This is a genomic window from Pseudarthrobacter sp. As-47, assembly GCF_058215595.1.
Map to the genome: position 1 here is coordinate 3434031 of NZ_CM177088.1, position 19409 is coordinate 3453439.

General features: G+C 65.9%; 23 protein-coding genes. 10 read left to right on the forward strand and 13 right to left on the reverse strand.

Annotated elements, in window-relative coordinates; all coding sequences use genetic code 11:
• Nucleotides 1–158 precede the first annotated feature (158 nt).
• Together AC4BCK_RS15920 and AC4BCK_RS15925 are read left to right on the forward strand one after the other, a co-directional pair.
• On the forward strand, nt 159–1625 hold the full coding sequence (locus AC4BCK_RS15920; RefSeq protein ID WP_490566167.1) for a TrkH family potassium uptake protein: 1467 nt from the start codon (nt 159–161) through the stop codon (nt 1623–1625).
• Nucleotides 1618–2310: a potassium channel family protein gene (locus AC4BCK_RS15925; RefSeq protein WP_310108538.1), complete on the forward strand. Its 693-nt coding sequence runs from the start codon at nt 1618–1620 to the stop codon at nt 2308–2310. Before AC4BCK_RS15920 ends, AC4BCK_RS15925 begins: the two co-directional genes overlap by 8 nt.
• A gap of 50 nt (nt 2311–2360) precedes the next feature.
• Here the strand turns inward: AC4BCK_RS15925 and AC4BCK_RS15930 are convergent, their stop codons facing one another.
• Together AC4BCK_RS15930 and AC4BCK_RS15935 are read right to left on the reverse strand one after the other, a co-directional pair.
• Nucleotides 2361–2939: a DUF3267 domain-containing protein gene (locus AC4BCK_RS15930; RefSeq protein ID WP_490566168.1), complete on the reverse strand. Its 579-nt coding sequence runs from the start codon at nt 2937–2939 to the stop codon at nt 2361–2363.
• A gap of 66 nt (nt 2940–3005) precedes the next feature.
• Nucleotides 3006–4529: a SulP family inorganic anion transporter gene (locus AC4BCK_RS15935; RefSeq protein WP_490566169.1), complete on the reverse strand. Its 1524-nt coding sequence runs from the start codon at nt 4527–4529 to the stop codon at nt 3006–3008.
• A gap of 179 nt (nt 4530–4708) precedes the next feature.
• On the opposite strand from AC4BCK_RS15935, the gene AC4BCK_RS15940 reads away from it, so the two are divergent.
• On the forward strand, nt 4709–5089 hold the full coding sequence (locus tag AC4BCK_RS15940; protein ID WP_490566170.1) for a MerR family transcriptional regulator: 381 nt from the start codon (nt 4709–4711) through the stop codon (nt 5087–5089).
• A 91-nt stretch (nt 5090–5180) separates the two neighbouring features.
• Here the strand turns inward: AC4BCK_RS15940 and AC4BCK_RS15945 are convergent, their stop codons facing one another.
• The 10 genes from AC4BCK_RS15945 to AC4BCK_RS15990 all read right to left on the reverse strand — a co-directional run bounded on the left by AC4BCK_RS15945 (nt 5181) and on the right by AC4BCK_RS15990 (nt 13657).
• On the reverse strand, nt 5181–5414 hold the full coding sequence (locus tag AC4BCK_RS15945; protein ID WP_174178026.1) for a hypothetical protein: 234 nt from the start codon (nt 5412–5414) through the stop codon (nt 5181–5183).
• A gap of 13 nt (nt 5415–5427) precedes the next feature.
• A complete protein-coding gene (locus tag AC4BCK_RS15950; RefSeq protein ID WP_490566171.1) occupies nt 5428–5835 on the reverse strand; it encodes a four-helix bundle copper-binding protein in 408 nt (135 codons plus the stop codon).
• A gap of 60 nt (nt 5836–5895) precedes the next feature.
• The gene (locus tag AC4BCK_RS15955; RefSeq protein ID WP_174178022.1) at nt 5896–6369 is read right to left on the reverse strand and encodes a hypothetical protein; all 474 of its coding nucleotides are present in this window, start codon (nt 6367–6369) and stop codon (nt 5896–5898) included.
• A gap of 57 nt (nt 6370–6426) precedes the next feature.
• Entirely contained in the window at nt 6427–7752 is a 1326-nt protein-coding gene (locus AC4BCK_RS15960) for a DUF2254 domain-containing protein (protein ID WP_490566172.1), read from the reverse strand.
• The gene (locus AC4BCK_RS15965) at nt 7753–8952 is read right to left on the reverse strand and encodes an AI-2E family transporter (protein ID WP_490566173.1); all 1200 of its coding nucleotides are present in this window, start codon (nt 8950–8952) and stop codon (nt 7753–7755) included.
• Nucleotides 8953–9140: 188 nt separating this feature from the next.
• Nucleotides 9141–9317, reverse strand: coding sequence for a CsbD family protein (locus tag AC4BCK_RS15970; protein ID WP_174178016.1), 177 nt, complete (start codon nt 9315–9317; stop codon nt 9141–9143).
• A 128-nt stretch (nt 9318–9445) separates the two neighbouring features.
• Nucleotides 9446–9823: an ArsR/SmtB family transcription factor gene (locus AC4BCK_RS15975; RefSeq protein WP_251422904.1), complete on the reverse strand. Its 378-nt coding sequence runs from the start codon at nt 9821–9823 to the stop codon at nt 9446–9448.
• The gene (locus AC4BCK_RS15980; protein ID WP_490566174.1) at nt 9783–11066 is read right to left on the reverse strand and encodes an MFS transporter; all 1284 of its coding nucleotides are present in this window, start codon (nt 11064–11066) and stop codon (nt 9783–9785) included. Before AC4BCK_RS15980 ends, AC4BCK_RS15975 begins: the two co-directional genes overlap by 41 nt.
• Before the next feature lie 196 nt (nt 11067–11262).
• The gene (locus AC4BCK_RS15985; protein ID WP_490566175.1) at nt 11263–12303 is read right to left on the reverse strand and encodes a hemolysin family protein; all 1041 of its coding nucleotides are present in this window, start codon (nt 12301–12303) and stop codon (nt 11263–11265) included.
• Nucleotides 12296–13657 carry a hemolysin family protein gene (locus tag AC4BCK_RS15990; protein WP_174178010.1) on the reverse strand — a complete coding sequence of 454 codons (1362 nt, stop codon included), beginning with the start codon at nt 13655–13657 and terminating at the stop codon, nt 12296–12298. The genes AC4BCK_RS15985 and AC4BCK_RS15990 overlap by 8 nt, the downstream gene beginning before the upstream one ends.
• A gap of 340 nt (nt 13658–13997) precedes the next feature.
• Between AC4BCK_RS15990 and AC4BCK_RS15995 the strand changes: the two genes are divergently transcribed.
• From AC4BCK_RS15995 to AC4BCK_RS16015, 5 genes are all read left to right on the forward strand, one after another.
• On the forward strand, nt 13998–14255 hold the full coding sequence (locus AC4BCK_RS15995; protein ID WP_174178008.1) for a hypothetical protein: 258 nt from the start codon (nt 13998–14000) through the stop codon (nt 14253–14255).
• 91 nt (nt 14256–14346) lie between these two features.
• Nucleotides 14347–15084 carry a GAF and ANTAR domain-containing protein gene (locus tag AC4BCK_RS16000; RefSeq protein WP_490566176.1) on the forward strand — a complete coding sequence of 246 codons (738 nt, stop codon included), beginning with the start codon at nt 14347–14349 and terminating at the stop codon, nt 15082–15084.
• Between the two features lie 11 nt (nt 15085–15095).
• Complete coding sequence (locus tag AC4BCK_RS16005; RefSeq protein WP_490566177.1) at nt 15096–15449, forward strand: hypothetical protein; 354 nt, start codon at nt 15096–15098, stop codon at nt 15447–15449.
• 104 nt (nt 15450–15553) lie between these two features.
• Nucleotides 15554–15778, forward strand: a complete 225-nt coding sequence (locus AC4BCK_RS16010) for a hypothetical protein (RefSeq protein WP_174178004.1) — start codon at nt 15554–15556, stop codon at nt 15776–15778.
• A gap of 145 nt (nt 15779–15923) precedes the next feature.
• Nucleotides 15924–16187: a GlsB/YeaQ/YmgE family stress response membrane protein gene (locus AC4BCK_RS16015; protein WP_174178002.1), complete on the forward strand. Its 264-nt coding sequence runs from the start codon at nt 15924–15926 to the stop codon at nt 16185–16187.
• A 92-nt stretch (nt 16188–16279) separates the two neighbouring features.
• Here AC4BCK_RS16015 and nhaA read toward each other — a convergent pair whose 3' ends face one another.
• Nucleotides 16280–17632, reverse strand: a complete 1353-nt coding sequence (gene nhaA, locus AC4BCK_RS16020) for a Na+/H+ antiporter NhaA (RefSeq protein ID WP_174178000.1) — start codon at nt 17630–17632, stop codon at nt 16280–16282.
• Between the two features lie 232 nt (nt 17633–17864).
• Here nhaA and AC4BCK_RS16025 point away from each other — a divergent pair, with 232 nt between their 5' ends.
• Nucleotides 17865–18635 (forward strand): hypothetical protein, encoded by a 771-nt coding sequence (locus AC4BCK_RS16025; protein ID WP_174177998.1) that lies wholly within the window; start codon nt 17865–17867, stop codon nt 18633–18635.
• A gap of 24 nt (nt 18636–18659) precedes the next feature.
• Nucleotides 18660–19349 (forward strand): class F sortase, encoded by a 690-nt coding sequence (locus AC4BCK_RS16030; protein ID WP_490566178.1) that lies wholly within the window; start codon nt 18660–18662, stop codon nt 19347–19349.
• Nucleotides 19350–19409 lie beyond the last annotated feature (60 nt).

A 19409-nucleotide genomic window follows, 5' to 3' on the forward strand; every position in this document is an offset into this window, starting at 1 on the left:
GGGCGGCGCGCCGCGGACGACGGCGTGTCCCGGCTCAGGTGGGCATTGCCCCCTGACGAACTGGGCGGGACCGCACGGCAGCCCGGGTCAATCCGGACGGAATGTGAGTCTGTTTAATCTGGCGGGCGGCGGCATGCTGCGGTGGTACCGTGGCGCCTATGCACCTGAAGGCTTACCAGCGAAGCCCCAACACGCCACGACGGCGGAAGCGGGCGAAAGCCGTCCTGGCCGGTTACAGCCGGTCACTGGCAGCATTCCAGGGGCAGAAGGTGCCCACACTTCGAAAGCTCGCCGGGAAGCTGGTCCCCCGGCACCCGGCGCAGCTGATCGCCCTGGGCTTCGTCCTCGCCATCGCGGCAGGAACCGCGCTCCTGATGCTTCCGGCAGCCGCCACGGGACCCCGCCCGGCGTCGCTGCTGGAAGCCCTGTTCACCGCAACGTCCGCTGTCTGCGTCACCGGCCTGGTCACGGTGGACACCCCGGTGTTCTGGACAGGTTTTGGTCATGCGGTCATCCTGGGGCTGATCCAGATCGGCGGGTTCGGCGTGATGTCCTTCGGCGCGCTCCTGGGCGTACTGACAGCCCGCCGGCTGGGCCTGCGTTCCCGGATGCTGGCCGCCACCGAGACCAAGAGCACCGGCTTCGGCGACGTGCGCCGCGTCCTGGTCGGCGTCCTGCTGATCACCGTCATTGTGGAGACCATCCTGGCGGCGCTCCTGATGCTCCGCTTCCTCCTGGGGTACGGCTACACGCCCGGGGAGGCCCTCTGGCACGGGGTGTTTCACTCTGTGTCCGCCTTCAACAACGCCGGTTTCGCGCTGTACTCGGACAGCCTGATGGGCTTTGTGGGCGACCCGTGGGTGTGCCTGCCCATCGCGGGCGCGGTGATCATCGGCAGCCTGGGCTTTCCCGTGCTGTTCGAGCTGCGCCGCCAGTACCGCCGGCCCGTCTACTGGAGCATGCACACCAAAATCGTCCTGGCCGGCAGCGCCGTGCTCCTGGTTGGCGGGACCGTGTTCCTCACCGCCGCGGAATGGACCAACACCGCCACCCTGGGCGGGCTGCCGCCCGAGGACCGCATCCTGGGCGGCTTCTTCCAGTCCGTGATCACCCGCACCGCCGGGTTCAACAGCGTGGACATCGGCCAGATGCACCCGGTTTCCTGGCTGGGCATGGACATCCTGATGTTCATTGGCGGCGGCCCGGCCGGCACCGCGGGCGGCCTGAAAGTCACCACTTTCGCCGTGCTGTTCTTCATCCTGGCCACGGAACTCCGGGGCGACACCGCCGTGAACATCTTTGGCAAGCGCCTCTCCCGGGCCGTGCACCGCCAGGCCATCACCGTGGTGCTCCTGGCCATCGCCCTGGTGACGGCGTCCACCATGTTCCTGATGCTGATCACCGACTTCGGCCAGGAACGGATCCTGTTCGAGGTGGTGTCCGCCTTTGCCACCGTGGGGCTGTCCACCGGCATCACCGCCGGGATGCCGCCCGCCGGGCAGGTGGTGCTGATCCTGCTCATGTTCATCGGCCGGCTGGGCCCCGTCACGCTCGGCACCGCGCTCGCCCTCAGGAAGCGCCCCATACTGTACGAAAACCCGAAGGAAAGGCCCCTCATTGGCTAAGGACATCTTCACCCGCCGGGGCGAGCGCGCCGCCCACCCCGATTCCGTGGCCGTAATAGGCCTGGGGCGCTTCGGCGGCTCCCTGGCCCTGGAACTGGAGGCGCAGGGCACCGAGGTACTGGGGATCGACAGCAGCGAGGAGATCGTGCAGTCCTACAACGGACGGCTGGCGCACGTGGTCCGTGCCGACTCCACAAAGGAGGAAGTCCTACGGCAGCTCTCCGTCCACGAGTTCGACCGGGCCGTGGTGGGCATCGGCTCGGACCTGGAGGCGAGCATCCTCACCACCTCCCGGCTGCTCACCTTCAAGCACCCGGAAATCTGGGCCAAGGCCATCAGCGAGCCGCACGCGGAAATCCTGGGCCAGCTGGGGGTGCAGCACGTCATCCGCCCGGAGCACGACATGGGCCGCCGCGTGGCGCACCTGGTCCGCGGGTCCATCCTGGACTACGTGGAATTCGAGGACGACTTTGTGATGGTCCGTACCCAGCCGCCGTCGGATGCCCGGGACCGGCCCCTGGGTGTGCTGGGCCTCCGGGACAAGTACGGGATCACCATCGTGGCGGTCAAACGGCCTGGCGGAACCTGGCAGCACACCACCGCCCAGACCGTCCTGTATGACGACGACCAGATCATCGTCCAGGGAACCAAGAACCTCGCTGAGCGGTTCAGCAGCCGTCCCTAGGCCGGCCCTGACGCACCACGGCGGTCTGCGGCGCTTATGAGTATCCGCCGCTAGTTCCCCGGCACGAATACGTTGATGTTGTCTCCATCGTCCTGCACCAGCGCATCAGGCTGTTGCCGGGAAACGACATAGACCTCAACGTAATCCCCGGCCGAGCCAGCAAAGTTCAGTGCCAGGAGGACATACATGGTGATCCGGTAATCAGCCGGGACCGTCAACAGTGCGGCGAGGAGGACACCTCCCCACACGATGCACGGCGCGAGTGCCACCACCACGGCAGTCCGCCGGGTGAGGTAGGCACGGTTCCCCGTTGTCAGGAAGGGGAAGCGCACCGCATAGGTGGGCCGGACCCTGGTCAGCAGCTGCAGGACGACTCCGTGGGTCGCCTCGTGCGCAGCCATGTACGCCAGGCAGGCGAGCAGGGTCACCGGAACTGTGACGAGGGAACTCAAGCCTGACCCGAGCGGCAGGCCAAGAAGCAGCGCAGCGGAAACTGCCAGGAGCGCCACCAGAACGAAGATTCCCTGCACTGCCGCCGGTAATCTTCCGTCCTTCTTGAGGTTAACGGTCCGGTGCGGCCGGTAATCCGGCGGGAGTTCCACTGTGTCCGACGGGAGTTGACCGTGCATGCCGTCTCCATTCCCCCTGCGCACCGTAACCGTTCGTCCCATACTGCCGGAGCAGCGGGCTCCGGACTAGTGCCCAGCGCCGAGCTTCCCACCGAGGCGTTCGCGCATGGTGGTGCTGGCATCGTTGAGGCCGATGATCTTCACGTCCTTGCCGTGGTGCCGGTACTTCTCGGTGATGGCGTCCAGGGCCGCGATGGTGGAGGCGTCCCAGAGGTGCGAGGCGTGCATGTCGATCACCACAAACTGCGGGTCCAGCGCGTACTCGAACTGGGTGTAGAGATCGTTGGACGAGGCGAAGAACAGCTCGCCGTCCACGGTGTAGGTGGCGGTTTCGTGGCCCGCCACGCCGGTGACCGTCCGTTCCACCGTCACGAAGTGGGCCACCCTGCGTGCGAACATCACCATCGCCACCAGCACGCCGACGCCGACGCCGATGGCCAGGTTGTGCGTGGCAACAGTGACGACGACGGTGGCCACCATGACCAGTGTTTCGCTCTTGGGCATCATCTTCAGCGTGCGCGGGTGGATGCTGTGCCAGTCGAAGGTGGCCCAGGACACGAAGATCATCACGGCGACCAGGGCGGCCATGGGAATGACGGAGACGACGCCGCCGAGCACCACCACCAGGATGAGCAGGAACACGCCGGCCAGGAAGGTGGAGATCCGGGTGCGGGCGCCGGAAGCTTTGACGTTGATCATGGTCTGTCCGATCATGGCGCAGCCGCCCATCCCGCCGGTGAACCCGGTGACGAGGTTGGCCACGCCCTGCCCCCAGGCCTCGCGGCTCTTGTGGGAGCGCGTGTCCGTGATGTCATCCACCAGCTTGGCGGTCATGAGGGACTCGAGGAGCCCCACGAACGCCATGGCAAGCGCGAACGGGAAGATGACCTGCAGGGTCTCAAAGGTGAACGGAACGTTCGGGATGAAGAACGACGGCAGCGCGTCCGGCAGCTCGCCTTTGTCCCCCACGGTTGGCACGACGACGGAGGCCAGAACGGTAATGAGTGTCAGGACCACGATGGCCACCAGCGGAGCGGGCACGGCCGTGGTGAGTTTCGGCAGTCCGAACACGATGACCAGTGCAAGCGCCACGAGCGGGTAGACGAGCCAGGGGACACCGATCAGTTCAGGGACCTGGGACATGAAGATCAGGATGGCCAGGGCGTTGACGAAGCCCACCATCACCGAGCGTGGGATGAAGCGCATGAGCTTGGCGACGCCAGAGAGTCCCAGGATGATCTGGAAGGCGCCGGCCAGGATGACGGCGGCGACCAGGTAGTCCACGCCGTGGGACTTCACCAGCGGCGCGATCACCAGGGCCACTGCGCCGGTGGCCGCGGAGATCATGGCCGGCCGGCCGCCAACAAAGGCGATGGTCACGGCCATGGTGAAGGACGCGAACAGTCCAATACGCGGGTCGACGCCGGCAATGATCGAGAAGGCGATCGCCTCCGGGATCAACGCCAGTGCGACGACCAGTCCGGCGAGGACTTCCGTTTTGAGCCGTCGCGGGGACTTCAAGGTGTCCCGGACAGACTGGAGCTGTTCCGGTGTGTAGGCGGGGGCATCCGCGGCGGTTTTGACGGCCATTGCTGGCTCCGTTCATGGTCAGGAAGACGCACAGGAGCGCCCTCGCTTGTTCGAAGAAGAAAGGGGCGCAGCGCCGCGCCGGGGACGCCGGGAGTCCGCTCAGGCGTCTCTCCGGCTGCCAGCAACTCTACCCTAACGTGATGGTAGGGTTGGACGCGGACATTACGGAGGCCCAGAAAATGACAGCACGAACCGGCACTTCCACCATGCACATCGGCGAACTGGCGGAACGGACAGGTTTGTCCCTGCGCACCATCCGCCATTACGACGACGTGGGGCTGCTTCCAGCCACGGCCCGCACCGGGGGCGGCTTCCGGGTGTATTCAGAGGACGACGTCGAGCGCCTCATGGTGATCAAGCAGATGAAGCCCCTGGGGTTCTCGCTGGAGGAGATGGCCGACATCCTCGAGCTCCTCTCCTCGCAGGAGGCAGGGTCCACCGGGGACGCGGAGGCCAGACTCGCCGCGTACCTGGAGAAGGCAGTGGCTGAACGCGCCAAATTGGCCCGCAACCTGGCGCAGGCCGATCAACTCATCGAACGGCTCAGCGGACACGGCTGACGGTCAGGGCCTGGCGCGGCTGTATTTAAGGATGCCAGCCCTCGGCGCCCCCAATAAGCGCCAAGGACAAGCCGGCCGTTGGAGAAGCCGCTCAGCCCTCCCAGTGATCGAAGCTGAACCCGCACGCGCACCGGTAGGTGAGCAGGCCGCCGTCGTTCTTTGCCGCCGGCCCCTCGCCCGGCGCTGCCACCAGCTGCATGGGCTCGCCGCAGTGGACGTGCGTGGCGAGCATCCGCCGCAGCTGCGGGTCTTCCGCGCGCCCGGCACGGGCCCCGCCCCTGCTGCCGGCGCGCCGTACAGCCAGCGGAATCTGTGAATGTGCCATAGCCGCCACCCGCCTAGTCCAGGGAGGCGAGGAGGTCGGAGCAGGCTTGCTCACAGCGGCGGCAAGCCTCAGCGCACACCTCGCAGTGGCGGTGCATGGAGGCGTGCTGGCCGCACTCCTCCGCGCAGGCACGGCAGGCGGTGCGGCATGCTTCCAGCACTGCCCGGGTGATGCCGACGTCGTAGTTGCCGTGGCGGGAAAGGATCTTTCCGGTGGCGGCGCAGATGTCGACGCAGTCGAGGTTGGTGCGGATGCACTTGGCGAGCTCGGCCACCATGTCCTCGTTCAGGCAGGCGTCGGCGCACGCGGTGCATGTTTGCGCGCAGTCGAAACACGCCTGGATGCATTCCACGAGCTTGGCCTTGTCGATGCCCGCCACATCCTTGGGGTAGGCGTCCAGCATGGACTGTACGTGTGTCATTGGTATCTCTTTCCAGGTCAAAACAGCAGGTAGGGGGTGTGGTGGAACGGCGAACCGTTCCTACGTCCTGCTGATGGAAAGCTCCACCACCGTGAGTGCCGGCAGTTCCGGCTCAGGCGGTACGTCATGGGAGTGGAGGCTGCCGCCGGGCAGCCGCTGGATTAATGACGGCGGATCCACCGCACCGGTCCGCACCGGGACGGGTTCACCGCGGGGCGCCTTGATCCGCTCGCCCTCGTTCTCGAGTCCCGCAGGCTCAGCGGACGGGCCGGCCTCGGGGACAACGCGGACGGACTGCGCCGCGGAGGCTGAAGGCGCTGCCGGATCGGCGTCTGCTATTGCCTGAAGCGGCACGTCGCCAGCGGCTTGTCCGCCCTGCACCGGGCTGTGCCCGGGAACCAGGGCGTACCGGCTGCCGGACGTATAGGAAGCAGCACCGGCAATCAGCAGGACCAGGAGCAGCCATACGAAAACGCCCCGCAGCGCGACAAGGCAGCGAAGCAGTCCAAGCGCAGGCGAACCCAGTGTGGCCATCACCACTTCCTGTAGAGGGCTTTTACTAAGCCTAGCTTCGTATTCCTGTTCCGCAGATCACATGAGTATTACTTTTGCGATGGAATCAGCCAGGTCCATCAGGTCCTTACGCTCCGGCGCCGAATAGTGTGCGGAGCCGATGGCGTTGCGCATCCGGCCAAGGTGGTCCACGATCTCCGCCCGGTACTGGCCCTTCCGGTCGCACCATGCAAGCTCATGGAGGAGCCGGAGGAGGCGGGCCGCAACGGCAGGGTCCGACGCGCCGTACTGCCGGGGCTGGTCCATCGCCAGGCTGAGGAAGTCCTGCAGTCCGGGAAGGGACAGCACCACCCTGACCCGCCCGTCGTCGTCGACCGAACTCTCGGGCCCGGGGTTACGCTCCGCCAGCGTGCAGAGAAGCGCGGAGAGGTGCCCGATGACGTGCACTGCCGTGGTGGGGTCATTGATGCCCGGGGAAAGCGCCCGCGCGGCAACATCCACCAGCTGGCGGAACCCGAATCCGACGTCCTGGACGTTGGTGCGTTCATACCCGGTTGCCACGGCGGCGTTGATGTCCTTTGTGAGCTTCTCCCGGACGTCCGCAGTGAACGTCGCTCCCGGCGCCACGGGCCACGCGGTGGCAAACGGGACGCCTTGCACCAGTGAGCTGCCGGGTTCCCGGTCTATGCGGAGAACGGCACCGGCGTCTTTCGCAGCCTGCAGGAGTGCGCCCGGGTCATATGAGGTCAGGAAGCCGGAGGAACTGGAGCAAACGGGGAAGCTGCCCGGTGCCGGAAACGGCTGGGGCGGGGGCGTGGGCCGGTCCCGGGGAAAGACGCGGTCGATGGTTTCCTGGGTTTCCGCATTGACCCTGCGCATCATGGTTTCCACCCGGATTTCCCGCGTGAGGTGCGCGAGGAAGAGCACCAGACCGACGACGCTGGCCATGGCGAGCGCATAGGCTACCGTGACGGAGATTTCAGGTACGAAGGCGGTATTGCCGTTACCCTCTTCCCGCACACTGCGCAGGACTGTCAGCGAGAAGGCGAAGGCGGCCAGGAAGAGCGCCAGTGTTCCGTGCACAAACCGGTCCGAGGTGAAGGTCCGCAGCAGCCGGGGAGAGAACTGGCTGCTGGCCAACTGCAGGGTTACCACCGTGAGTGAGAAGGTCAGCGAGGTCACCGTGATGAGCGAACCTGAGATGGCCTGCAGGACGGCCCGGGCAGCCTCCGGCCCTCCGCTGAAGAGGAAAACCGTTACGTTGTCCGGCAGCTCGCCGTCAACGGCCGAATCCAGCGCCGGCAGCGCCATGCCCAGGACGACCGCCACGGCAACAGCCAATGCCGGAAGCGGCCACAGCTGGGTCCGCAGGGCATCCAGCCAGTGTGCACGGCGCGTGTTCACCTATTCCTCGGTTCCCTGGCCCGCACGGCTTTCGGATACTGCCGGTTCCCGCGATGGGTGGTCCGTTGCCGCGGCTGCGGACAGCTGGCCGTGGGCGTCCCGGGAGGTCTCCCGCTCGGCTCGCGAAACATCCTCCGCCGTGATTTGGGCGTCCGTTTTTTCGTTCCATGCTTTGATTGCGGCCCAGATGACGGCCGCCAGGGGAACGGAGAGGATGGCGCCGATGATGCCCGCCAGGATGGTTCCGGCTGTGAGTGCCAGCAGGATGACGAGGGCGTGCACGCTGAGAGTGCGCCCCATGACCACCGGCTGCAGGAAGTTGCCTTCGAGCTGGTTGACAACAATGACGACGATGATCACGATCAGGGCCGTGACAGGCCCGTTGGCCACCAGGGCCACGAGGGCTGCCAGCACGCCGGCGAGGGTGGCTCCCACCAGGGGGATAAAGGCGCCGATGAACACGATGGCAGCCAGCGGCAGGGCGAGCGGAACTCCGAGGACAACCAGGGCCAACCCGATGAAGAACGCGTCAACGATGGCCACGATGGCCGTTCCCCGGACGTACCCGCCAAGTACCGCGAGGCTGTCCTGCCCCACGCGCCTTGCCTTCACCAGCCGCGTGCCCTTGAAGGCGCGCAGGATGAACGCCCAGATGCGCTCTCCGTCCTTGAGGAAGAAGAAGAGGATTACGGCCATGAGCAGGGCGCCGGTGATGAAGGTCCCTGCCGCGCTGAGGCCGGTGACAACACCGGCGCCCGCGGTGCTGCTGGTGACGAAGTCCAGCACGGCGTCACGTGCCTGCTGGATCTGTTGGTCATCGACCGGAATGGGGCCGGTCCGGACAAAGGCGTAGACCTGGTCGAATCCCGCCGTGGCGCTGCGGGCAAGTTCGCCCGACTGGCCGATCACGGCGAAAACAATGGCCGTGACCAGTCCACCCAGGGCCAGCAGGAGCAGCAGGAAGGAGAAGCCGGTGGCCGCCGCACTGGGCCAGCCTTTCCTTCTGAGCCAGTTCACCAGCGGTGCGATGGCAGCGGCCAGGATCAGCGCCAGCAGCAGGGGAATGACCACCAGCCGCACCTGGATGAGCCCGTAGATGAGGACGGCGGTAAGGGCCAGGAGCATCAGCAGCTGGCCTGCCCTGATGCTCACCCGGCCAAGACCGTCCTGCCACGGGTTTGCCCGGTTTTGAGTCTGCATTCAGTTGTCTCCCTGGTTCAGCAAGCGCTGGTGCTGCGAAAAAGTGGCATCGGCGACGCCGCGCAGGCTACCTAAACCTCTCACGGACTGTCCTGGCTGAAACAACGGACGGCAGCTGCCCGGCCCTTCAGTTAAGTGCAAGGGGTGCGGTTCCAATGGAACCGCACCCCTTGCTGGTGGACCGGAATTCAGTCCTTCTTGAAAGCGTCCTTGACCTTTTCGCCGGCCTGCTTCAGGTCGCCCTTGGCCTGGTCGGTCTGGCCTTCGGCCTTCAGGCGGTCGTCACCGGTTGCTTCTCCGGCGGCCTCTTTACCCTTGCCGCCAAGCTTTTCGGCTGCGTTACCAATCTTGTCGTCCAAACCCATGGTGTTTCTCCCTACGGTCGGCTCCCGCCGGCGTGCTGCCAGCGGCTTACCTTCCCATCGTAACCACAAATCACTAAGGGTGCTGATCATTTTGGGCGGTGAGCTGCGGCACACCCCCTTTTGAAGCGTCAGCCGTGGGTGGGTTCGCCGGTGATGCGGTGGTCCGCGTGGTTGATGGTTTCGCGGATGAGCCGCACCAGGTGCCCGTCGCGCAGGGAATAGATCACGTGGCGGCCGTCCTTGCGCGTGTCCACCAACCCACTGAAGCGGAGTTTTGCCAGGTGCTGGCTTGCCACCGTGCGGGGCACCCCGACGGCGGCCGTCAGCTCGGTCACGGTCTTGGGGCCCTGCGACAACTGCCAGAGCAGGTGCAGGCGCGTGGGCTCGGCCAGCATCCGGAGGGTGGCGGACGCCGCCTCCAGCAGCTCCGGACCCGGGGTTACCTGGTGGACCAGGGACGGGACGTCAGCGGCGGGCGCGGCTTCGCTGCGGGGCTGGCTGGCCACTGTCCTGCTCCTCCCCTGCACGGTCCCCGGTCCCCGCGGCATCATGCCGGGGCCAGGACAGGAATGCTCCTGCACTGCCTATCATCGCAACAATTGTCAGCCCCGCCGCAGCCCAGCCCAAACCGGCCACTGCTCCCACCCAGCCGGCCAGCGGATAGGCCAGGATGTAGCAGGCGTGCGAGAGCGAGAACTGCGCCGTGAAGACATACGCCCGGGTGTCCTCGGTGGAGGCTTCCCGCAGCAGTCTCGACGACGGCGTGAGGATGGTGGAGTTGGCCGCGCCCATGATGAACCACAGGGTGAGCAGCAGCCACCATCCGCTGCGGGGTGCGGTCCAGGAAATGGCGACGGCGCCGGCCAGGACAAGGGGAACGACGGCGGCCCCGGTGAGCATCACCGTCCGGTCACCCAGGCGTTCCAGCAGCAGCGGGGCGGACAATGCAATGGCCATGGAGCCCACGCCGAAGCAGGCCAGCGCCAGGGCAAGGTCAGTGTCCGGACCCTGCAGGACATCGCGGACATAGACCACCGTGTTCACCAGCACCAGGGCTGTGGGGGCCGCGACCACCAGGTTGAGTGCCAGCAGCGACCTGAGCCGCCGGTTCCGCCAGAAGATCCTGGCGCCGAGCGTAGTCCTGTGCCAGAGCGTGGCCTGCGGCGCCTCCGCGGCGGGAACCCGTGGCAGGACGGACATGGCCACCATGGCGGCGGAGAACAGGAACCCTGCCACGGTGCCCAAGAACAGGTTGTTGTAGCTCATGACGGTGAGCAGCACCGCGGCCAGCGCCGGGCTGGCCAGCGCCTCTATGTCGTAGGCCAGCCGGGACAGCGACAACGCCCGCGTATAGTCCCGCTCGTCCGGAAGGACGGTGGGGATCAGCGACTGGAAGGCCGGGGTGAACGTGGCAGAGGCAGATTGCAGCAGGAAAATCACCACGTAGATCTGCCAGGTTTCGGTGATGAACGGCAGGGACAGGGCCATTGCGGCGCGCACCAGGTCGGCACCGACCAGGACCGGTTTCTTCGGCCAGCGGGCCAGCAGCGCATTGATCACCGGCGCCAGGCCCACGTATGCAAGCATCTTAATGGTCAGTGCTGTACCGAGCACCGCGCCGGCATTGCCGCCAGCCAGGTCGTAGGCCAGCAGCCCCAGCGCGACCGTCAGCAGGCCCGTGCCGATCAGCGCCACGATTTGGGCGGCGAAAAGCCTCCGGTACGTTGCGTTCCGCAGAACCGAAAACATCCAGCCCACTCCTTGAGTGCAATATGTGCACGTATATGCACTCATCATAAGCCTGATTCGTTATGGCGTCCTGCCCTTGGGACGTCCGTTGCCGCCCTGCCCCGCTGGCCTGGACCACTTAACGGCGGAAGGCGCCGCTCCGTGACGGAGCGGCGCCTTCGTGGCTGCGGTGCTGCGGCCGTGACGCCTCGGCGACTCAGGCGCTGGTGACGTCCTGGACCTCGCCCACCAGTTCCTCGATGATGTCCTCCAGGAACAGGACACCGGTGGTGTTGCCCTTCGCATCGAAGACCCGTGCAACGTGGGCACCGGTACGGCGCATGGTGGCCAGCGCGTCCTCAAGCTCGCTGCCGCTGAAGGCGGACGCCAGGCGTCGTATGCGCTTGGCCGGCACACGCTGGGTGAACTTCTCCTGCGTGGTCAGGTCCATGACGTCCTTGAGGTGCAGGTACCCGGAGGGCTCGCCGTCGTCATTGGTGAGGATATACCGGGAGAATCCGTGCCCGGCCACGGCGCGCTGGATGTCAGCGGGCGTGGCGGACTCCGGCAGCAGAACCATCTCGGAGATGGGAACCTCCACGTCCGCCACAGTCTTGGCCGTGAATTCGAACGCGGCACTCAGCGTTCCGGTGGTGTCCGTCAGCATGCCGTCGCGGGTGGACTGCTCCACGATGTTCGCCACCTCATCCAGCGTGTAGGCGCTGGTGGCCTCGTCCTTCGGCTCCACCTTGAACAGGCGCAGGATGGAGTTGGCGATGCCGTTCAGCGTCCAGATCACCGGCTTGAAGATGCGCGCCACCATCACCAGCGGCGGGGCCAAGATCAGGGCTGCCCTCGTGGGAACGGAGAAGGAGATGTTCTTGGGGACCATCTCTCCGAGCACCACGTGCAGGAAGGTGACCAGCAACAGAGCGGTGACGAAGGCAATGATGCTGATTGCCTCGTAGGACAGGGACGTCAGGCCCAGCGGGATTTCCAGCAGGTGGTGGATGGCAGGTTCGGAGACGTTGAGGATCACCAGGGAACAGACAGTAATACCCAGCTGGCTGGTGGCCAGCATCAGCGTGGCATGCTCCATGGCCCACAGCGTGGTCTTGGCGGCCTTGCTGCCGGCTTCTGCCTTGGGCTCGATCTGCGAGCGGCGTGCCGATATGACGGCAAACTCAGCCCCGACGAAGAACGCGTTGACCACAAGGAGCACCACCAGCCAGATAATGCCGGGAAGGTATTCACTCATGGGTCAGCTCCTGCGTGAGGTCATCAATGATGCGGTCGTGGGCGCTCCTGGGCGCGTCCTGTGAGGCGTCAGGGGTGAAGCGGATCCGCTCCACGTGCGTACCCAGGACGCGCTCCACCCGGAGGGTCCCGCCGTCGATCTCTACTTCATCACCCAGTTCCGGAATCCGGTCCAGCTGGTCCGTGACAAACCCGGCCAGGGTGTCGTATTCCTCCCCGTCAGGGACGGTAATCCCCGTCCGGTCCAAGAGTTCGTCAGGCCGCAGGGACGCGTCAAAGGTGATGGACCGTCCCGTCCGCACCACGCCGGTGCGGGCGCGGTCGTGCTCGTCTTCAAGCTCCCCGACAATCTCTTCCACCAGGTCCTCCAGCGTCACGATGCCGGCGGTTCCGCCGTGTTCATCGGAGACGATGGCCACCTGCAGGCCCTGCCGGCGCAGCAGGACCAGGAGCGTATCCACGCCCATGGATTCCGGCACCCGCAGCGGCTCGATCATCAGTTCAGACGCGATCACGCGGGACCGGTCCGCGAGGTCCACGGCGAACGCCTGCTTCACGTGGAGCACGCCCTGCACGTCGTCGCGGTCCTCTCCGATGACCGGGAAGCGGGAGTAGCCGGTGGTCGTGGCAAGGGCGACGATGTCCTCTGCGGTGTCATCGGCGTTGACTGCTGTCATCCGGACGCGGGGGGTCATGACGTCCGCGGCAGAGTGCTCGGAGAACCGGAGTGTCCGGTGCAACAGCACCGCATGGTCCTGGTCAAGGACGCCTTCCATGGCGGACCGGCGCACCAGTGAGCTCAGCTCCTCGGCGCTCCGGGCACCGGACAGCTCTTCCTTTGGCTCGATACCGAAGGACCGGATGATCTTGTTGGCGGTGTTGTTGAACAGCAGGATCACGGGCTTGAACACCGCGGTGAAGACGGCCTGGAAAGGGACCACCACTTTGGCCGTGGCCAGCGGAAGGGCCAGGGCGAAGTTCTTGGGAACAAGCTCGCCGATCACCATGGAGAAAACCGTGGCGATGAAGATACCTATCACCGCGCCAACGCCGGGAACCACGGCCTCCGGAATACCGGCGGACTGCAGGGGGCCGCTGAGCATGGAGCTGATCGCGGGCTCGAACGTGTAACCGGTAAGGAGCGTGGTCAGGGTGATGCCCAGCTGCGCGCCGGAAAGGTGCGTCGAGGTGATCTTGAGGGCATTGATGGTGGTGCCCAGCCGCTTTTCCCCGCGGGCCTGGCGGGCTTCGAGGTCATTGCGGTCCAGATTGACCAGCGCGAACTCGGAGGCAACAAAGAAACCGGTACCGACCGTCAGGACGAGGCCGATACCGAGCATGATCCATTCATACATTCAGGCGCCCCTCTCCCGTGGTGGCCGGCGAACCGGTCAGAAGGCGGAGGGGCTTGGGCATATGTGAAGGAGGGTCATCCATAATGCACTCCATCCTACCGGCACGGCTCCTTCGGACCGGGCCTGTATGCCCACAGCAGAGAAGCCCTGCACCCGCTCCGTACCGGCATGGGCACCTGCGCAGGTGGTCCGGCCCCTGTACTTACCCCGTAGGCGCGCGTACATTCGGAGGTGTGACGGTAATCATTTCCCGTCCCCTCCCGGGCCTCCTGCACAGGCCCCTGAGAAGCTGCTGTAGCCACGCGGCGGCGCAGGATGCAGAACCTGAAAAGGCCACACAATGGCAATCTCGCACTTCCAGCAGTTCCTTGACCAGGCAACGGTTTTCGATCCTTCCAACGACGGCGGCCTCGGGCCCGACTGCCTCTACGGCCTCTACGTCAGCTGGGCCGTACTCAGGGGGCTGGAGCCCAAGCCAGACCAGGCCTTCCGGGCGGGGATGCACCGCTGCGGCATTGACCTGACTAACAGCAAACTTCGGATGACCGGCCCGGCCGCGGCTGACTACATTCTCTACAGCTATCCGGCTGTGGCTTGATGCCCCTCTCTCCGGAGATCACCGGTGCTGCGCGCGAGGCCGCCATGGTCCTGTATGGCTGCGAATCCGTACTGGAAGGTCCGGCGAGGGTATGAACTACACGGCCGGGGGACCCAGCAAACTGCCCGTGGACGAGCTGGCCCTCGCCGTAGCCCGCATCAAAGGCATGCTGCTGACCCGGGACAAGGCGGGCAACGCCGTCCACCTGCTGGCCCGCGGCATCAAGGACTCAACACCCGGTGCCGGGGGAACCGGCGTTTCCCTGATACGCGAAGGCGGCCAGGGAACCAGCAGCGGTTTCACCGACCCTGTGGTGGAGCAGGCGGACGCCGCCCAGTACGGCCTCCGCGAGGGCCCGTGCTTCACCGCATGGGCGAGTGAACGGGTGGTGATCGTCGACGACATCGGGACAGACGGACGATGGCCAGCCTGGCAGTCCGCGGTAGCCGACCTGCCGGTCCGGTCCGTGGTCAGCGCCCCGCTGCTGTTTGGAAACGAAGGGATCGGAACCTTGAAAATCTACGCTGCCGTTCCGGCGCAGTTTGACGAGGACAGCGGCCGGGTCCTGTCCCTGTTTGCCGGAACCGCCGCAACGCTGCTGGCGCACATCCAGGGTGATGACACCCTGCTAAGGATCAACGGGAATCTCCAGGCGGCCTTGGCAAGCCGGGACACCATCAACCGTGCCTGCGGGGCGCTCATGGAACGCGAGGGCCTCAGCAAGGACGACGCGATGAAGCAACTTGTCAGAAAAGCCAGGGAATCCGGTCTCCCTTTGATTGAGGTCAGTGAAAAGCTGCTCGCCAAGGTGCCTCCGGAAGCACGCTAAGAGGTTGTGCCATGGGCTTCGATCCTCATGAACCGGAACAACGCAATCAGCTTAATGATGCGCTGAAAGCCGCTGACATCAGCATGGGTGAACTCTGGCTGAGGTACTTCAGTATCTGCGGCTCCGCGGGCGAGTACGAGGTTCAGGCCTACTCGCAGGGCCTCATCTCCTTGCCGGTCTTCCAGCGCGACCTCCTGGCCATGGCCGCAAATGAGCTCATCGACGAGAAACCGCAGCTCCATGCCCCCTACGCGGACCAGCTCAACGGATCCGGTGCCAACGGCGCCGGCAACGGTTCCGCAACCGGAACCGCGGGGACGCTGGACCACCACCTTGGTGACATCGGCAAAGACGCCTCACGCTGAGCCGGCGCCAGCATAGTCACAGAAAAAACACCGCATTGAAACATTTCAGCAACGTGGCCACGGCATGCTGTCTCTTACGGGGATACAACTGCAGGAGGCGCATCATGGAGGCACAGGGAGTTCTCACCGGCCAGCTCAGGGTCGGCGACGAAATCGAGGCATGGCATAACGGCAAACTTTTCCACCGGGGGCGGGTGATGGACGTGGTCCCGGCCCTGGAACTGTTCTGGATCCTGGACGCGAGGACCGGCACGCGGAAGCTGCTGGACCCTGAGGCGCTGGAGATCCGGCATGTGGAGGAACAGGCCAAGCCCCTGGCCACGGCCTGATTCCCGCCGGCACGGGGACCATCACCTGCAGGGGCCCTTTGCGCACAGCGGGGGCAGCCCGGGGCGTGCATAGAATGAATCCATTGCGGCACCGCTGCGGCAGTACGGGCGTTTTCCGCCCGCAACCACCACTAAGGAGCACACCGTGATTGGATTCATCGTTGCCGGCCTGGTCATTGGCGCACTTGCCCGCCTCATCAAGCCGGGCAAGCAGAACCTGGGCCTGCTGGCCACCCTCCTGCTGGGCCTTGTGGGCTCGGTCATCGGCGGGGTGGTCGCATCATTGCTGGGCACCGGAGACATCTTCGAGCTGAACTTCCTGGGCTTCATCGTGGCTGTCATCGCCGCGGTGCTGCTGGTAGGAACAGCCGAGGCCGTTGTGGGACGCCGGAGGTCGGTGAACCGCTAGGCACGAGCTACACCAAACGCGGGGCCGCTCCGCGCCCATTCCGGGGATTCCGGAAGGGCGCGGAGCGGCCCCGCGTTGCTGTCGGAGGAGCGTCAGTTCCGTTCCTGGTAGACGTCCGGGATCCCGTCCTGGTCCGCGTCCACCTTCTCCAGCGCCTCGGCTTCCCGGTACTGCCGGTTCCTGGTCTTGAGCACGGCGGTGGCCAGCAGCGCAGCAAGCACTGAGGCGCCCAGGATGCCCACCTTGGCGTGGTCATCGTGCAGGCTCCCCTGCCCGAAGCTGAGCTCGGCCACCAGCAGGGACACCGTGAACCCGATGCCGGCCAGGAGGGCCACGCCGAACACGTCGATCCACTTGAAGGACTTGTCCAGCTCCGCCCGGGTGGCCTTGGTCAGCAGCCAGGTGACACCCAGGATGCCGATCGGCTTGCCCACCACCAGGCCCACGATGATGCCCAGTGCCACCGGGTCCGCAAGGGCTGAACCCAGCCCCTCCCAGCCGCCGACGGCCACTCCGGCGGAGAAGAACGCGAAGATGGGAACTGCTATGCCCGCGGAGATGGGCCGGAAGCGGTGTTCGAAGATTTCCGCCAGGCCGGGCCCGGCGTCCGGACCGCCGGCGGCCTGGGAGCGGATGACGGGGACGGCGAAGCCCAGCAGCACGCCGGCCACCGTGGCGTGGATGCCGGACGCGTGGACAAGGGCCCAGGTGACGACGCCGAGCGGCAGCAGGATGACCCAGGCAGCAGAGGCTTTCATGCCGAAGAAGTGGCGGTACTTGTGGGCCAGGAAGGCGTAGATCCCCAGCGGAATGAGGGCCAGGAGCAGCGGCGTGACGTCAAGGTCGCTGGTGTAGAAGAACGCGATAATGGTGATCGCGATGAGGTCGTCCACCACGGCGAGCGTCAGCAGGAAGATCCGCAGGGCGCTGGGAAGGTGGGATCCAATGATGGCCAGGACTGCCACGGCGAAGGCGATGTCCGTGGCAGTGGGGATGGCCCAGCCGCGCAGGGTCTCGGGGCTGGTGAGGTTGATCGCAACGTAGATCAGCGCCGGCACCACCACGCCGCCCGCGGCGGCGGCCACGGGCACGATCGATTTGCTGATCTGGCGAAGGTCCCCTGCGACGAACTCGCGTTTGAGTTCCAGGCCTACCAGGAAGAAGAAGATGGCCAGCAGCCCGTCTGCCGCCCAGGCGCCGAGGCTGAGCTCAAGGTGCCAGGGCTCGTAGCCGATCTTGAAGTCCCGGAGGGCAAAGTAGCTGTCCGACGCCGGGGAGTTGGCCCAGATAAGGGCGATGACCGCAGCCGCCACCAGCAGGGCGCCGCCCACGGTTTCCTTGCGGAGAATTTCCCCGATCCGCAGGGCCTCGGCATAACTGCCCCTGGAGAGAACGGTGGATTTTCCCTTCCCGGGCGGGGGTGTTGAGGGCGTGGTCTGGTTCATGGAGTCTCCTGGCATCTGGGGTCTACAAAACTATTGCCGACCAGACTTCCCGGCGCACCTTCGTTCCATCCTACAGGGGCTGACTCCCTTCTTTCCTGCGGGTTGCGGTGTCGCTGTCATCAAAGCTGTGGCTTATTTCACTTTTTTCCCATCCGTAACAGCAGCGGCGCCGAAGTACCTTTGTCCCTCATCTGGGACGACCACGTCACTTGTATGAGGAGACTGCTTTCCGATGAACAAGACACTCCGCTTTTTAGCTGTACCAACCCTTGCACTGGGCGCCCTTGCGCTCTCCGGCAGCCCCGCGATGGCCGCTGACCAGTCCTACCAGTCCACGTTGGGCCAGATCAACGGCAGCTCGGCCTCCGGCACCATCACTGTAGATGTCACGGGCAACCAGGCCCACGCCGTCCTCAAGGTCTCCGGCCTGGCCGCGACCTTCATGGACGCTCCCTACCCCCACGTCCAGCACATCCACGGCGGCGCCCAGGGTGTATGCCCGGCACCGTCCGCTGACAAGGACGGTGACCAGGTTGTGTCCACCACCGAGGGCGCACCGGGCTACGGCGGCATTGTCACCACCCTGTCCACCAGCGGCGATACCAGCCCTGCCGCCGGGCTGGACCTCAAGGTCGCCGGCCAGGGTGCCAGCTACACCGTGGACCGCACCTTCGAACTGAACGCAGAAACGAAGGCCGCCCTGGAAGCAGGAACCGCCGTGGTTGTTGTCCACGGCCTTGACCCGGCAACGTTGAGCGCAGCGGGCCAGGCAGCCAAGAGTGACCTTGTTCCCGAACTCCCGCTGGCCGCCACCTCCCCCGCCCTGTGTGGGACCTTGACCGCCGGACAGATGAAGATGCCCGCAGGCGGTGCTGACACCGGCGTTAGCCAGGAAACCGGAACCGACACCGGCGCCCTGGCTCTGGGTGGCGGCCTTGCCCTGGCTGCCCTCGCCGGCGGCGCATACGTTGTTCGCCGCCGCAGCGCCGGATCCGCGGCCTAAGCCTGGGCTGACTGGATCATCACTGTGACAACCATGAATTCCGGCCGCCGCGGGGGCCTCCGGGCCACCACGGCGGCCGGGCTTCTGCTCCTGCTGGCTTTGGGCGGCTGCGGCACCGCAGGGACCGGAACGCCCGACGCCGGTGCCCCACCTTCCGCTTCAGCCGCGGCTTCCTCGGCGCCCGCCCCGGCTGCGGCCAGTCCTGCGATGCCGGCACCGGCCGCTCCCGCGCCTGCGGCGCCAGGGCCTGCAGCCCTGCCCCGGTCCGAGCCGGTGGTCCTTGAAATTCCCGCCATCGGCGTGCGGACCGATCTCCTCAAGCTCGGCCTGCGGGAGAACGGATCGCTCGAAGTGCCGCAGGACACCGGCAGTGGTGCGCCGGCCAGCTGGTACAACGGATCCCCAACCCCCGGTGAACGCGGACCGTCCGTCATGCTGGGCCACGTCAACTCTCCCAGCGGCCGCGGCGGTGTGTTCGCGGACCTCCGCCAGCTCACCCCGGGAACCGAAATCAACGTCTCACGAACCGACGGCAGCATCGCCGTGTTCACCGTCGACCGCGGAGCCCTCTACAGCAAGAACGACTTCCCCACCCTGGAGGTCTACGGGAACACGGCAGGCCCCGAACTCCGGCTGATCACCTGTGACGGCTATGACCCCGACACAGGGCTCTTTGATGACAACTACGTCATCTACGCCAAGCTCAAAGCCTGACCTGGCGCACCGCCAAGCCCAACCCCGCAGGAACCGAACAAACGGCGCAACCCGGAGAGG